The organism is Streptomyces sp. 2P-4 (assembly GCF_030167965.1).
Lineage (GTDB): Bacteria > Actinomycetota > Actinomycetes > Streptomycetales > Streptomycetaceae > Streptomyces > Streptomyces globosus_A.
This window is the reverse complement of sequence record NZ_CP095011.1, coordinates 5,341,632-5,356,167: the sequence shown is the minus strand read 5'-3', so window position 1 is coordinate 5,356,167 and position 14,536 is coordinate 5,341,632. Positions and strand designations below refer to the sequence as shown.

General features: G+C 75.8%; 12 protein-coding genes. 4 read left to right on the top strand and 8 right to left on the bottom strand.

What is annotated here, in order from left to right; translation table 11 throughout:
• Position 1 precedes the first annotated feature (1 nt).
• Entirely contained in the window at positions 2-688 is a 687-nt protein-coding gene (locus MUK52_RS23725; RefSeq protein ID WP_284579864.1) for a chaplin, read from the bottom strand.
• 125 nt (positions 689-813) lie between these two features.
• On the opposite strand from MUK52_RS23725, the gene MUK52_RS23720 reads away from it, so the two are divergent.
• Positions 814-1,386, top strand: a complete 573-nt coding sequence (locus MUK52_RS23720; RefSeq protein ID WP_284579858.1) for an HAD domain-containing protein — start codon at positions 814-816, stop codon at positions 1,384-1,386.
• Here MUK52_RS23720 and MUK52_RS23715 read toward each other — a convergent pair.
• The gene (locus MUK52_RS23715; RefSeq protein WP_114057103.1) at positions 1,367-2,581 is read right to left on the bottom strand and encodes an SWIM zinc finger family protein; all 1,215 of its coding nucleotides are present in this window, start codon (positions 2,579-2,581) and stop codon (positions 1,367-1,369) included. The genes MUK52_RS23720 and MUK52_RS23715 overlap by 20 nt on opposite strands.
• Complete coding sequence (locus MUK52_RS23710) at positions 2,578-5,436, bottom strand: SCO1167/SCO6262 family helicase (protein ID WP_284579852.1); 2,859 nt, start codon at positions 5,434-5,436, stop codon at positions 2,578-2,580. The genes MUK52_RS23715 and MUK52_RS23710 overlap by 4 nt, the downstream gene beginning before the upstream one ends.
• Before the next feature lie 242 nt (positions 5,437-5,678).
• Between MUK52_RS23710 and MUK52_RS23705 the strand changes: the two genes are divergently transcribed.
• On the top strand, positions 5,679-5,945 hold the full coding sequence (locus MUK52_RS23705; RefSeq protein WP_114057105.1) for a DUF6343 family protein: 267 nt from the start codon (positions 5,679-5,681) through the stop codon (positions 5,943-5,945).
• 11 nt (positions 5,946-5,956) lie between these two features.
• Here the strand turns inward: MUK52_RS23705 and MUK52_RS23700 are convergent, their stop codons facing one another.
• From MUK52_RS23700 to rpsA, 4 genes are all read right to left on the bottom strand, one after another.
• Positions 5,957-6,346, bottom strand: coding sequence for a tetratricopeptide repeat protein (locus MUK52_RS23700; protein WP_114057106.1), 390 nt, complete (start codon positions 6,344-6,346; stop codon positions 5,957-5,959).
• Between the two features lie 49 nt (positions 6,347-6,395).
• Positions 6,396-7,022: a dephospho-CoA kinase gene (gene coaE, locus MUK52_RS23695; RefSeq protein ID WP_284579848.1), complete on the bottom strand. Its 627-nt coding sequence runs from the start codon at positions 7,020-7,022 to the stop codon at positions 6,396-6,398.
• A gap of 78 nt (positions 7,023-7,100) precedes the next feature.
• Complete coding sequence (locus MUK52_RS23690; protein ID WP_114057108.1) at positions 7,101-8,039, bottom strand: PAC2 family protein; 939 nt, start codon at positions 8,037-8,039, stop codon at positions 7,101-7,103.
• A 230-nt stretch (positions 8,040-8,269) separates the two neighbouring features.
• Positions 8,270-9,775 (bottom strand): 30S ribosomal protein S1, encoded by a 1,506-nt coding sequence (rpsA, locus tag MUK52_RS23685; RefSeq protein WP_114057109.1) that lies wholly within the window; start codon positions 9,773-9,775, stop codon positions 8,270-8,272.
• Positions 9,776-10,118: 343 nt separating this feature from the next.
• On the opposite strand from rpsA, the gene MUK52_RS23680 reads away from it, so the two are divergent.
• Together MUK52_RS23680 and hrpB are read left to right on the top strand one after the other, a co-directional pair.
• Entirely contained in the window at positions 10,119-10,985 is an 867-nt protein-coding gene (locus tag MUK52_RS23680) for a class I SAM-dependent methyltransferase (RefSeq protein ID WP_114057110.1), read from the top strand.
• A gap of 3 nt (positions 10,986-10,988) precedes the next feature.
• The gene (gene hrpB, locus MUK52_RS23675) at positions 10,989-13,583 is read left to right on the top strand and encodes an ATP-dependent helicase HrpB (protein WP_284579844.1); all 2,595 of its coding nucleotides are present in this window, start codon (positions 10,989-10,991) and stop codon (positions 13,581-13,583) included.
• Here the strand turns inward: hrpB and pgfA are convergent.
• A complete protein-coding gene (pgfA, locus tag MUK52_RS23670; protein WP_284579841.1) occupies positions 13,573-14,532 on the bottom strand; it encodes a cell envelope lipid trafficking protein PgfA in 960 nt (319 codons plus the stop codon). The genes hrpB and pgfA overlap by 11 nt on opposite strands.
• Between the last annotated feature and the right edge of the window lie 4 nt (positions 14,533-14,536).

The following is a 14,536-nucleotide window of genomic DNA, read 5'->3' as shown; positions in this document are numbered from 1 at the left end:
CCTACCGGAGGCGGAACCGCCGGTACAGGAGCGCGCCGCCGAGGAGGATGCCGCCCGCGGCGGGCGCGAGGTAGCCCACGCCGTCGGCGCCGGTGTGGGCGAGGGCCGGGCCCTTCGGCGGGGCGTCCTGGACCACCGGCTGCTCCTTCGGCGGCGCGACGGGCTGGACCGGCTTGGCGGGCGTGACCGGCTTGACCGGCTTCGGCGGCTCGACGGGCTGCGGCGGCTTCGGCTGCTCGCCGTTGACGGAGCTGTTGCCGACCGAGGGGTTGCCGATGCCGACGACGTTCACGGAGTTGCCGCTGACGTTGACGGGGAGCGCGACCGGCAGCTGGATGCCGTTGCCCGAGACGACGCCGGGCGACCCCGTCGCCCCGCCCTCCGCGTGGGAGCCGCCGCCGGTGCTGCTGCCCCCGGACGGCGCGGACCCGCTGCCCGAGCCGGTGTTGGCACAGCTGTTGCCCGCCGCCGGATTCAGCAGGCCCACCACGTTCACGGTGTTGCCGCACACGTTGACCGGCGTGTTCACCGGCAGCTGGATCAGGTTCCCGGACAGCAGCCCCGGCGAGCCCTCGGCCGAGCCGCTCGCGTCCGCGTCGGCGTACGCGAAGCCGCTCACACCCGCGACCGCGAGTCCGCCTCCCGCGACCACCGTCGCAATCAGGCCATTACGGCGACTGTGACGCATCAGATTCCCTGCCTTCCGGAGAAGTTCACGGGCCATGTACCCGCACCGGAACAACGCGTTAAACCCATTCGGGTTATAGCGGGGCAGGGCATTTCACCCGATCGAGTAGGGGGTATGGCCGTCCCATGACTCAGCGACCGCTGCTCTTCCTCGACGTGGACGGCCCCCTCAACCCCTTCCGCTCGTACACCGCCGGGTTCCGCGGCTACACCAGCCACCGCATGCACCCCTCGGTGTGGATGTCGTTCCGGCGCCCGCACTCCCGGTCGGCCCGCCGCGGCCAGCGCGTCCGCCTGCACCCGGGGCACGGGGCCCGGCTGCTGGCCCTGCCGTACGAACTGGCCTGGGCCACGACGTGGATGGACGAGGCCAACACGCTGGTCTCCCCGCACATCGGACTGCCCGGCGACCTCCCGTACATCGAGTGGTCGGACTTGTTCCCCCACGACCCGGACGGGCTGTCCTGGAAGACCCGCATGCTCCTCGACTGGGCGGCGGGCCGCCCCTTCGCCTGGGTCGACGACATGATCAACGCGCGGGACCGGGCGTGGGTCGCCGCCCGCCACCCCGCGCCCGCCCTGCTGCTGCGCATCCACCCCCGGCACGGGCTGCGCGACCGCGACTTCGCGGCCCTGCACACCTGGGCCGACCGGCTCGGGCCGGCAGGGTCCGACGGGGTCACCCCGCCAGCGCGCTGACCGGGTCCGGCGAGGGGCGGCCCGTCGGCCACCAGTCCTCGGCGCCCGGCCGGGACTCGTACGCGTACCAGAGCCCGTCACGCCCCAGCCGGAGCTGGCGCGTGACGCAGGTGAGCCGGTTGCGCTCCGGGCGGAAGGAGCCCTGCGCGGCGGCGAGGAGCGCCGGGCGGGCCCGGTCGAAGGGGCCGGCGGGCGGGTCCCACGGCTCCTCCAGGGCGGCGAGGCCGGCCGGGCCGCCCTGCCGCCAGGCGGCCGCGGCCCGCGCCAGGTCCGTCGTGGTCCGCCCGGTGGCGCGGGCCAGCTCCCGGTACAGGGTGCGGGCCGGCCCGGTGAGGCCGGCTGTGTGGTGGGCGGAGGCAAGCCGGACGGCGTCCTGCCACAGGCCGAGCCCGCCGAACGGGTCCTCTCCGGTGGCCAGCAGCGCCAGAGCCCGGGCGGCCGCGTCCGCGGCGAGCTGGTCCAGGGCCAGCGGGTCCGGGGCGCCCGGTATCGCGGGATCGTGCGGCCATCCGGGCGGCGCCGCGGGCGCGGCCGGGGCCGCCGCCGGGGCGGGCAGCGGCGGCAGCACCGTGCGGGCGAGGGCCGCGCGCGCCGGGATGCCCGGGAAGCCGGCCGCGGCGGCGGGCCGCTCCCGTGCGGCGTGGGCGGCGTTGCGGCGGGTCAGCTCGGCGGTCAGCTCCCGCTCGCCGCGGCCGCGCAGCAGGAGCAGGGCGAACGGGTCCTCGTCGAACAGGCGGGCCGCCCGGTGGCACAGCGCCGCCGCGTGCTTGCACGGCGGCCGGCCGGTGTCGGGGCAGGAGCAGCGCGGCAGGAGCTCGCCCGGCCCGGGCAGGACGGACTCCGCCAACACCTGCGGAACCTCCCGCTCCAGCAGGGCTGCCAGCGCCGCCGGATCGCCTGCCACGGCCTCCAGCAGACCCTCCCACTCGCCGTCGGCGAGCACCCCGAGGGCCAGCTCCGTCCGGTACGGGCGCGCCCGGCTGCCCCGTACGTAGGCCACGATCCGGCCCGGTGTGACCGTGACGGCCTCGACGTGCCCCTCCGCCGCGTACGCCCGCCCCCTCTCCATGCGTGCCGCGTCGGGCGCGGCCCGCTCCAGCGACGCCGCCCAGGCCCTGCCCCACCAGGTGGCCGGGTCCGCGCCGGCGGGGAGGGCGGCGAAGGTGCGGCGGCGGTCGTCCCGCGCGGTGATCATGCGGGCCTCCGCAGGGACACGAGGTCGGCGAGCTCCCGGTCGGTCAGCTCGGTCAGCGCGGCCTCGCCCGATCCGAGCACCGCATCGGCCAGCGCCCGCTTGGATGCGAGGAGTTCGGCGATCCGGTCCTCGACGGTCCCCTCGGCGATGAGCCGGTGGACCTGCACGGGCCGCTCCTGGCCGATCCGGTGCGCCCGGTCGGTGGCCTGCTCCTCGACGGCCGGATTCCACCACCGGTCGAAGTGCACGACGTGCCCGGCGCGCGTCAGGTTCAGGCCCGTCCCGGCGGCCTTCAGCGACAGCAGGAACACCGGCACCTCGCCCGCCTGGAAGCGGCGCACCAGTTCCTCCCGCTGCGCGACCGGGGTGCCGCCGTGCAGGAACTGGTGGGGGATGCCCCGCGCCGCCAGGTGCCGCTCGATGATCCGCCCCATCGTCACGTACTGCGTGAACACCAGGACGGCCCCCTCCTCGGCGAGGATCGTGTCGAGCAGCTCGTCGAGCAGGGCCAGTTTCCCGGAGCGGTGCGCGATCCGGGGCCGCTCCTCCTTCAGGTACTGCGCGGGGTGGTTGCATATCTGCTTCAGCGACGCCAGCAGCTTCATGACCATGCCGCGGCGTTCCATCCCCCCGCTCCCCTCGATCACGGCCATCGCCTCGTCGACGGCGGCCCGGTACAGCGAGGCCTGTTCGCGGGTGAGCGGCACGGGGTGGTCGGTTTCGGTCTTGGGCGGCAGTTCGGGCGCGATCCCCGGATCGCTCTTGCGGCGGCGCAGCAGGAACGGCCGGACGAGCGCGGCGAGCCGGGCGACCGCCGCCTCGTTCCCGCCGTCCTCCTCCGACTGGTGCTCCACCGGCCGGGCGTGGCGGGCGCGGAACGCCGCCAGCGGGCCGAGCAGCCCCGGAGTCGTCCAGTCGAGCAGCGCCCACAGCTCGGAGAGGTTGTTCTCCACCGGCGTCCCGGTGAGCGCCACCCGCGCCGGCGCCGGGATGGTCCGCAGCGCCTTCGCGGTCGCCGAGTGCGGGTTCTTCACGTGCTGCGCCTCGTCCGCCACGACCAGGCCCCACGGCTGGGCCGCCAGCCGGGCGGCGGCGGCGCGCATCGTCCCGTACGTGGTGAGGACGAACCCGCCGGCCAGGCCGTCGAGGCTGCGGTCGCCGCCGTGGAAGCGGCGCACGGGCACCCCGGGCGCGAACTTCTCGACCTCCCGCTGCCAGTTGCCGAGCAGCGAGGCCGGGCACACGACCAGCGTCGGCTCGGGGCGGTCGCGGTGCAGGTGGAGCGCGATCAGCGTGACGGTCTTGCCCAGGCCCATGTCGTCGGCGAGGCAGCCGCCGAGGCCGAGGGAGGTCATCAGGTCCAGCCAGGCCAGGCCCCGGGCCTGGTAGTCGCGCAGGGTGGCCGTCAGTCCGGGCGGCTGCGGCAGCGGTGCGAGCTCGGCGGTGAGCCGGTCCCGCAGGGCGGCGAGCGCGCCGGCGGGGACGGCCTCCACCGGCTCGCCGTCTGCCTCGGCGGTCCCGGTGAGGACGGCGGTCAGCGCGTCCACCGGATCCAGCAGGCCGAGGTCGCGTTTGCGGGCCTTGCGGACGAGCTCGGGGTCGACGCGCACCCACTGGTCGCGCAGCCGGACCACCGGGCGGTGGGCGTCGGCGAGGGCGTCCATCTCGGAGGGGGTGAGCCGGTCGCCGCCGAGGGCGATCTCCCAGGAGAACGCGAAGAGGTGCGCGGCGTCGAAGAAGGCCGTGCCGTCGATGGCGGAGCCGGGGGCCGTGGCCCGGACGGTCGCCGTCGCGGTGAGCGTACGGGCGAGCTCGCGCGGCCAGTGGACGGGCACTCCGGCGGCGGCGAGCCGCTCCGCGGCGGTGCCGAGCAGGTCCTCCAGCTCGGGATCGGACAGGGCGAGCACGTCGGGGGCGGGCTGGTCCAGCAGCCGCAGCAGCGGCGGCCAGACGCGGGCCGCCCGGCGCAGGGCCAGGACGGCGTCGATCCGGGCGCGGGGCCCGAATCCGACGGGCGCGGCACCCGCCCACAGCGCCCCGGCGTCGGCGACGAGCGTCGGGTCGGAGAGGCTGTGCACCTGGACGACGGCGGCTCCGGACCGGCGGACCTCGCCCTGCCCAGGGTCTTCGGGGTCGGGACCGGTGTCGTCGAAGAGGCGGAACGCGGACAGGTCCAGCCGCAGCGAGAGCCCGACCCCCGCGTCGGCGCCGTCGGCGATCCGGGCCGCCCAGTCGCGCAGCGCGGGCACCCGCTGCGGCTCCTGCGCGGCGAACGGCAGCCCGGCGGCGATCGGCGCGGCCGGGGTGCGCGGCAGGCAGTCGGCGACGGCGTCGAGGAAGGCCCGCACCAGCGCCTCCGGCTCGGGCAGGGAGACGGGGCGGCGGCCGGGCAGCGGCACGGCGTGGCCCTCGGCCGGGAGGGCGGCGGCGACCGCGCGCAGCGCCGCGACGTCCTCGGCGGCGAGGGGGCCGGCCCGCCAGGCGTCGGTGTCGTCGGCGGTGAGGCCGGGCAGCAGGCGGCCCCGGGCGGTGAGGGCGAGCGCCTGCGTGGCGGCGGTGGCCCAGGCCCGGGTGGCGGGGTGGGCGGCCGGGCTGCGGGCGGCGCGGACGAGCAGCGGCAGCGCCGCCGCCACGGGCAGCACCACGGCGGGGACGACGCGGGTGCGCACCCCCCGGCCGTGCGGGCGGACGACGTCGATCAGCGCGGCCTCCGCGCCGGGGATCCCCGCGGCCTCGGGCAGGGGAGCGCCCTCGGGCGACCAGAAGGCCAGGCGGCCGCGGCGCGGGACCGGATCGGGCAGGAAGACGGCGGGGTGGGGCAGCAGGGCGTGCGGCGGCGGCTCGGGGGGCGACACGCTGCCTCCTCTCCTGCTCCGGCCGGGCCCTGCCCGGGTCTTCCGCCCGGCTCCGCTTCCGGGCCGGATCTGCTCTGCCGAGTGTAGGCGCGGGCAGTGACAACGCCGCTGAACTGGCCCTTCACCGGCGGCGGGCACACCTCCGGGGCAGCGGTGGGACCATGGGAGACCGAGGGCCGGCAGGCCCGGAGCGGCCGGCCGGGCGGCGCCGGCGACGGGACGAGGCGGTGAGGCGGTGGCCCATGCGTTCCGGTAACGAGCCCGTGACCGCCCGCAGCCCGCTGCGCCTGCGGTTCTGGCTGAGCCTGTGGGGCCTGGTGTGGGCGGGGGCGGGCACGGCGCTGTTCGCACTGGCGGACCGGCCCGGCTGGGCGGCGTTCTGCGGAGTGGTCGCCCTGCTGGCGGCCGTCGACCTGGTGGTGGTGGTCCGCCGCATCCGGCAGGGCCCGCACTACCAGCCGGGCCGCGACATCCCCCCGTACGAGCCTCCGGCGGGCCCGCGCCCGTAGCCGCCGGCCGACTACTGCTCGAAGCGGGCGGCGGCGAGGTAGTCGGGCTGCGGGTCGAGGGCGGCGGCGAGCCGGAAGTGCCTGCGGGCCTGCTCGGGGCGCCCGGAGCGCTCGTGCGTGCGGGCCAGCGCGAAGTGCGCGAAGGCGTTGTCCGGCTCACGCTCCAGCACCAGCTCGAACTCCCGCTCCGCGCGCCGCAGCTGGGCGGAGGCGAAGAAGGCCCGGGCGCGCAGCAGCCGGGCCGCGGTGCTCTCGGGGTGGGCGGCCAGGACCGAGTCGAGGAGCTTCACCGCGCCGCGCGGGTCGCGGGCGGCCAGCAGCCGTTCGGCGGCCCGGTAGTCGATGACGTGCGTCGCCGGGGACCGGCCGGCCGACGCGGCGGGCGGCGGGGTATCGGACACGGTCTGCTCCTTCCCTCTTCCCCGCCCTTGAACGCGGGTCCGCGGGCGGCTATTCCGTGCCGGGCGCGGCGCCCGCGGCCGCGGCGGCCCGGGCGGTGAGCTCCTCCCACACCTTGCGGACCTGCGGTTCGAGCGCTTCGAGCGGACCGTCGTTGTCGATGACCAGGGTCGCGACGGCCAGCCGCTGCTCCCGGGTGGCCTGGGCGGCCATCCGGGCGCGGGCCTCGTCCTCGGCCATGCCGCGCAGGGCGGTCAGCCGGGCGAGCTGGGTCTGCGGTGCCGCGTCCACCACCACGACCAGGTCGTACAGCGGGGCGAGGCCGTTCTCGGTGAGGAGCGGCACGTCGTGCACGACGATCGCCCCGGGCCCGGCGGCGGCTTCGAGCTCGGCGGACCGGGCCCTGACCAGCGGGTGCACGATGCCGTTCAGCACCTTGAGCTTCTCCGGGTCGGCGAAGACGACCGCTCCGAGGCCCGGCCGGTCAAGGGTGCCGTCGGGGGCGAGGACCGAGGCGCCGAAGGCCTCCACGACGGCCGCGAGGCCGGGGGTTCCCGGTTCCACGACCTCGCGTGCGATGCGGTCGGCGTCGACGACGACCGCCCCGTACCCCGCGAGCAGCCGCGAGACCTCGCTCTTGCCGGCACCGATTCCGCCTGTCAGGCCCACCCTCAGCATGCGCAGCAGCGTAGCCGCTGCCGGCCCGGCGCAGGAGGCCCGGCCCCCGCCGCCTTCCGCCTCGCCTTACGCCTCCCCCTACGCCTCGCCTTCGCGCTCGGCCAGGAACCGCTCGAACTCGCGGCCGATCTCGTCGGCCGTGGGGATCTCCGCCGGTTCGGCGATCATGTTGCCGCGGGTTTCGGCGCCTGCCGCGGCGTCGTACTGGTGCTCCAGGCCGCGGACGAGGGAGACCAGTTCGTCGTCGCCCTCGCGGATCTGCCGGTCGATCTCCGTCTGCGTGCGGTGGGCCTCGGTGCGCAGGGCGTGCGCGACGCCGGGCAGGACCAGGCCGGTCGCCGCGGTGATCGCCTCCAGGACGGTCAGCGCTGCGTCCGGGTAGGGCGAGCGGGCGATGTAGTGCGGTACGTGCGCGGCGACGCCCAGCACGTCGTGCCCGGCCTGGGCGAGGCGGAACTCGACGAGCGATTCGGCGCTGCCGGGGACCTGGGCCTCGTCGAAGGGGCTGTTGTGGCCGGGCATGAGGTCGGTCCGGTTGCCGTGCGGGGTGATGCCGACGGGCCGGGTGTGCGGGACGCCCATGGGGATGCCGTGGAAGTTGACCGAGAGCCGGACGCCGAGGCGCTCGACGATCTGCCGGACGGCGGCGGCGAAGCGCTCCCACTCCACGTCCGGTTCGGGGCCGGAGAGCAGCAGGAAGGGCGCGCCGGTCGCGTCCTGGACGAGGCGGACCTCCAGCCGGGGCTCCTCGAAGGAGGCCCAGTGGTCGCGCCGGAAGGTCAGCAGGGGGCGCCGGGCCCGGTAGTCGACCAGGCGGTCGGCGTCGAAGCGGGCCACGACCTGGTGGGGCAGCGTGTCCAGGAGCCGCTCGACGATCTGCTCGCCGGTCTCGCCGGCGTCGATGTACCCCTCGAAGTGGTAGAGCATGACCAGTCCGGCCGAGTCCTGGGCGAGCGCCAGGTCGGCCACCGCCAGCCCCTTGGCGTCCCATTCGTACAAACCCTGTGGATCAAGCACAGTCACCGCTCCTCCTCGCCTCGTTCTCTGCGGAGAACGTCCGAGGGGGCCCCACCATTCCCCGTTCGGCCGCATTCGCGGGGCGGGAGCCCGGTCGGGCCTTGCCGCTGCCGTACGGAGGCGGTCCCGGCCGGGGCAGCAGCAAGGCCCGCCCCCTCGGAAGGGGACGGGCCTTGCGTTCAGCTCAGCTCACCGCCGGTCCGCGCCGGCGGCGCGGTGCGCTGCTGCGATCAGCTCTGGCCGCCGGCCAGCTTCTCGCGGAGCGCGGCCAGGGCCTCGTCGGAGGCCAGGGCGCCCGAGGTCTCGTCCGACTCGGAGGAGTAGGAGCCACCCGAGATGCCCGCACCGGCGTTGCCGGCGGCCGGGGCGGCAGCACCCTCGGCAGCGGCGGCCTCGTCGGCCTCGCGGCTCTTGATGACCTGCGCCTGGTGCTGCTCGAAGCGGCTCTGCGCCTCGGCGTACTGGCGCTCCCACGTCTCGCGCTGGGTCTCGTAGCCCTCGAGCCAGTCGTTGGTCTCGGGGTCGAAGCCCTCGGGGTAGATGTAGTTGCCCTGGTCGTCGTAGGACGCGGCCATGCCGTACAGGGTCGGGTCGAACTCGACCGACGCCGGGTCGGCACCGAAGGACTCGTTGGCCTGCTTCAGGGACAGCGAGATCCGGCGACGCTCGAGGTCGATGTCGATGACCTTGACGAAGATCTCGTCGTTGACCTGGACGACCTGCTCCGGGATCTCCACGTGGCGCTCGGCCAGCTCGGAGATGTGGACCAGGCCCTCGATGCCCTCGTCGACGCGGACGAACGCACCGAACGGAACCAGCTTGGTGACCTTGCCGGGGACGACCTGGCCGATCTGGTGGGTCCGGGCGAACTGCTGCCACGGGTCCTCCTGCGTCGCCTTCAGCGACAGGGAGACACGCTCGCGGTCCATGTCGACGTCGAGGACCTCGACGGTGACTTCCTGGCCGACCTCGACAACCTCGGACGGGTGGTCGATGTGCTTCCAGGACAGCTCGGAGACGTGGACGAGGCCGTCGACGCCGCCCAGGTCCACGAAGGCACCGAAGTTGACGATCGAGGACACGACGCCGGAGCGGACCTGACCCTTCTGCAGGGTGGTGAGGAACGTCTGGCGGACCTCGGACTGGGTCTGCTCGAGCCAGGCACGGCGGGACAGGACCACGTTGTTGCGGTTCTTGTCCAGCTCGATGATCTTGGCCTCGAGCTCCTTGCCCACGTAGGGCTGGAGGTCGCGGACGCGGCGCATCTCGACCAGGGAGGCCGGGAGGAAGCCGCGGAGGCCGATGTCGAGGATGAGACCACCCTTGACGACCTCGATGACGGTACCGGTGACGATGCCGTCCTCTTCCTTGATCTTCTCGATGGTGCCCCAGGCACGCTCGTACTGGGCGCGCTTCTTCGAGAGGATCAGGCGGCCTTCCTTGTCCTCCTTCTGGAGGACCAGGGCCTCGATCTCGTCGCCGACCTTGACGACCTCGTTCGGGTCGACGTCGTGCTTGATCGAGAGCTCGCGGCTCGGGATGACGCCTTCGGTCTTGTAACCGATGTCGAGCAGGACCTCGTCCCGGTCGACCTTCACGATGACGCCGTCGACGATGTCGCCGTCGTTGAAGTACTTGATCGTCTCGTCGATCGCGGCGAGGAAGGCTTCCTCGTTACCGATGTCGTTGACCGCAACCTGCGGGGTGGTGGCGGTGGTCTCGGTGCTGCTCGTCATGTGGGAAAGGGCTCCGGTACGGACATTGAAGTCGTAGGTACTGCTACGCCGGGAGCCCTTATCGGCATCTGCCGAAGAAGCCGGACAGCCAAGGAAGCCCGCAACCCGTGAAGGTGCAGGGCCTCGAGAACCGAGGGGACATCAACAGATGCAAGCGCAGCCTGCTAGGTCTGAGGAGCACAGGCTCGCAGCGCAACTTGTAGCATACGGGGGCGGCCAGGCAGGGTCAATGCGCGAACGGGCACACCCCGGGCGGATCACCGCACAGCAGGCACAATTCCTTGCCGGGCAGGCGCCGATGGCCTCCCCGCATTCCTTTCCGCAGACTACGACGACGGGCCCCATGAACCAAGAGGACTACGCCTCCGAACGCGCGTACGATATCGCGGCCGCGGAGGACGCCGAGGCCACCCGCCGCCACGCGGACGACGCCGAGAGCAGCCGGGCCAGCCGCGTGTGGTGGGACCGCAACGCGGACGAGTACCAGAGCGAGCACGGCGCGTTCCTCGGCGACGACCGCTTCGTGTGGGGCCCCGAGGGCCTGGACGAGGCGGACGCCGGGCTGCTCGGCCCGGCCGCCTCCCTCGCCGGCAAGGACGTCCTGGAGATCGGCGCCGGCGCCGCCCAGTGCTCGCGCTGGCTCGCCGCGCAGGGCGCCCGCCCGGTCGCCCTGGACCTGTCGCACCGCCAGCTCCAGCACGCCCTGCGCATCGACGGCGGCGCGGTCCCCCTCGTCGAGGCGGACGCGGGCCGGCTGCCCTTCCGCGACGGCTCCTTCGACCTGGCCTGCTCCGCGTACGGGGCGGTGCCCTTCGTCGCCGACCCGGTGAACGTGATGCGCGAGGTCCACCGCGTCCTGCGGCCCGGCGGCCGCTGGGTCTTCTCCGTCACCCACCCGATCCGCTGGGCGTTCCCCGACGAGCCGGGCCCCGAGGGCCTGTCCGTGTCCGCCTCGTACTTCGACCGGACCCCGTACGTCGAACAGGACGAGCAGGGGCGCGCGGTGTACGTGGAGCACCACCGGACCCTCGGCGACCGGGTCCGGGACGTCGTCGCCGGCGGGTTCCGGCTGGTCGACCTGGTGGAGCCGGAGTGGCCGGACTGGAACGTGCAGGAGTGGGGCGGCTGGTCGCCCCTGCGCGGGCACCTCATCCCCGGCACCGCGGTCTTCGTGTGCGAGCGGGACGACGCTGCCCGGGGCGGGGCCTGAGCCGTGCCCGTGCGCACCGCCGCCCTCGACGCCCTGCCCGTGCGCGGGGCCGTGCCCGCGCTGCTGTCCGCCCTGGACGGCCACGGCACGGCCGTGCTGTGCGCCCCGCCGGGCACCGGCAAGACCACCCTGGTCCCGCTGGTCCTGGCCGGGCTGGTCGGCGACGGGCCGCCGCGCCGGGTCGTGGTCGCCGAGCCGCGGCGGATCGCCGCCAGGGCGGCGGCGCGCCGGATGGCGTGGCTGCTGGGCGAGGAGGCCGGCGGCTCCGTCGGGTTCACGGTGCGCGGGGAGCGGGTGGCCGGCCCCGGCACGCGCGTCGAGGTCGTCACGACCGGTGTGCTGCTCCAGCGCCTGCAGCGGGACCAGGAGCTGGCCGGCGTGGACGCCGTCGTCCTCGACGAGTGCCACGAGCGGCACCTGGACGCCGACACCGCCGCCGCGTTCCTGCTGGACGTGCGGGAGGCGCTGCGGCCGGGGCTGCGGCTCGTCGCCGCGTCCGCGACGACCGACGCGGAGGGCTGGGCGCGGCTGCTCGGCTGCGCCCCGGTGGTGCGCGCGGAGGGGGTCTCGTATCCGGTGGAGACGGTGTGGGCCCCGCCGGCCCGGCCGGTGCGCCCGCCGCACGGCATGCGGGTGGACCCGGCGCAGCTGGCGCACGTCGCGGCGGTGGTGCGGCGGGCGCTCGCGGAGCGCGACGGGGACGTGCTGTGCTTCCTGCCGGGCGTCGGGGAGACCGCCCGGGTGGCCGGGCTGCTCGGCGGCGCAGGGGCGGAGGTCCTCCAGGTGCACGGGCGGGCGCCGGCGGCGGTGCAGGACGCGGTGCTGGCGCCGCGGACCGGCGGCGGCCGGCGGGTGGTCCTCGCGACGTCGGTCGCGGAGTCGAGCCTGACGGTGCCGGGGGTCCGCGTGGTCGTGGACTCCGGGCTGGCGCGCGAGCCGCGCACGGACCACGCCCGCGGGCTGGGCGCGCTGGCGACCGTACGGGCCTCCCGGGCGGCGGCCCGGCAGCGGGCCGGGCGGGCCGGCCGGGAGGCGCCGGGCACGGTGTACCGGTGCTGGTCGGAGGCGGAGCACGGGCTGCTGCCGGCGTTCCCGGCGCCGGAGATCCGGCTGGCGGACCTGGCGGGGTTCGCGCTGCACGCGGCCTGCTGGGGCGATCCCGACGCGTCCGGGCTGGCGCTGCTGGACCGGCCGCCGGCCGGGGCGATGGCCGCCGCGCGGGCGGTGCTGGCGTCGGTCGGCGCGGTGGACGGCGCGGGCCGGGCCACCCCGCGCGGGAAGCGCATGGCCCGCCTCGGCCTGCACCCGCGGCTGGCCCGCGCCCTGGTGGACGGCCCGGCGGCGGCCGGCACCGCCGGGCCGGAGGCGGTGCGGCGGGTCGCCGAGGTGGTGGCGCTGCTGAGCGAGGAGCCGCCGCGGGAGTACGGGGACGACCTGGTGGCGGCGTGGCGGAGGGCCGCCGCGGGCGGCGACGCCTACGCGGCGCGGTGGCGTGCCGAGGCGAGGCGGCTGGCCTCGCTCGCCGCAGCGGAGCCCTCCGCGGCGAGCGGGGGCCGCACGGACGGCGGCGGGCGCGGTGCGGACCGCGGTGCGGACCGCGGGCAGGGCGGGGACGACCGGCTCGCCGGACTCGTCGTCGCGCTGGCGTTCCCCGAGCGGGTGGCCCGCAGGCAGGGGCCGGGCCGGTTCCTGATGGCGTCCGGCACGCGCGCCGCCCTGCCCGAGGGCTCCCGCCTCGCCTCGGCCGGCGACTGGCTGGCCGTGGCGGTCGCCGACCGGTCCGCCGGCTCCGCGGACGCCCGCCTCCGGCTGGCCGCGCCGCTGGACGGGGACACGGCCCTGGCTGCCGCCGAGCACCTGCTGGTGTCGGCGCAGGAGGTGCACTGGGAGGAAGGGGACGTCGTCGCCCGCGCCGTCGAACGGCTCGGCGCGATCACCCTCGCCGAACGCCCCCTGACCGCGCCGGACCCGGCCCTGCTGCGCGCCGCGCTGCTCCGGGGCCTGGCGGAGGAGGGCCCGGCCGGGCTGCTGCGCTGGTCGAAGGAGGCGGCGGCGCTGCGCGAGCGCCTGTCCTTCCTGCACCGCACGCCGGGCGGGGACTGGCCGGACGTGTCGGACGCGGCCCTGACCGCGCGTGCGGAGGACTGGCTGGAGCCGGAGCTGTCGCGGGCCCGCCGCCGCGCGGACCTGGCCCGCATCGACGCCGGCCGGGCGCTGGCGCGCCTGCTGCCGTGGGCGTCCGGCGAGGCGGCCCGACTGGACGAGCTGGCGCCGGAGCGGATCGAGGTGCCGAGCGGCTCCCGGATCCGCGTGGACTACTCGGGGGAGCAGCCGGTGCTCGCGGTGAAGCTCCAGGAGCTGTTCGGGCTGGCCGAGACGCCGCGCGTCGGGGGCGTGCCCGGGGTGCCCGTCCTGGTGCACCTGCTGTCACCGGCGGGGCGGCCCGCGGCGGTCACCGCCGACCTGGCCTCCTTCTGGCGCAGCGGCTACCGGGCGGTCCGGGCCGAGCTGCGCGGCCGCTACCCCAAGCACCCCTGGCCGGAGGACCCGGCGACGGCGGAGCCGACGCGGCACACCAGCGCCCGCCTCAGGCGGTGACCCGCCGCGTCCGCGCCTCCCGCCACAGCGCCGCCGCGAAGAGCAGCAGCCCGGCGGTGGCGAGGCCCGCGGGGGCGTAGGTGCGCAGGGCGAGGACCTTCAGCCGGTTCGCGGCGACGAGGGCGACGGTGTGCCGGCTGTAGTCCTCGCGCATCCTGACGTGCCCGGCGAAGACGGTGAGCCGGCCCTCGGGGGCGCCGGAGGCGATGCCGCCGCGCATCTCCTGCTCGATGGCCTGCTCGGCGTTGACGGGCGCCCCGGTGACCGGGTCCACCCAGAACATCGCCTTGGCCCGGTACCAGAGGGAGGTCCCGGTGGTCTGCTCGAAGGTCGCCGGGTCGATGCCCTCGATCGGCATCTTCTTGGGCAGGGGGACCTTCGTCCAGGGCACGGTCTGCTCGTAGTAGTGGACGTCCAGGCCGCGGAAGGTCCGCGGGCCGAGGTAGTGGGCGGGCGAGGAGGTGCGCGTCTGCGCGTCGAAGTACAGGTGGTCGCGGGGCTGGGCGGCGAACGGCCACTTGAACTCGATGCCCTCGCGGCGCACGGGGTCCCCGTCGACGGACTCCCCCGCGGTGTGCACCGGCTCCTGGGTGTGGGCGTCGAAGACGTACCGCTCAGGGATCTGCGAGACCATGCGGCCGTCGGGGCCGGCGATGTGGGTGAGGGTGTCCCACACGACGACGTCGCGGCCCGTCTCGGCCGACGCGCGCCGGGCCGCCTCCGCGTCGCCCTTGAGGGTCTGGACGATCGTGACCTTGTCGACCTTCCTCGGCTGCATGCCGCCGGTGTAGTCGAGGAGGGTCGCGTCGCGGGCCTCCAGGACGACCGCCTGGTACTGGCCCGGGGGGATCCGGGCGAGGCGGGGGTACGCGTACCAGCGCAGCAGCGGCGCGAGGGCCGCGCAGAACACGGCGAGGGCGAGGAGGGCCAGGCCCGCGCGGCTCCGCATGCCC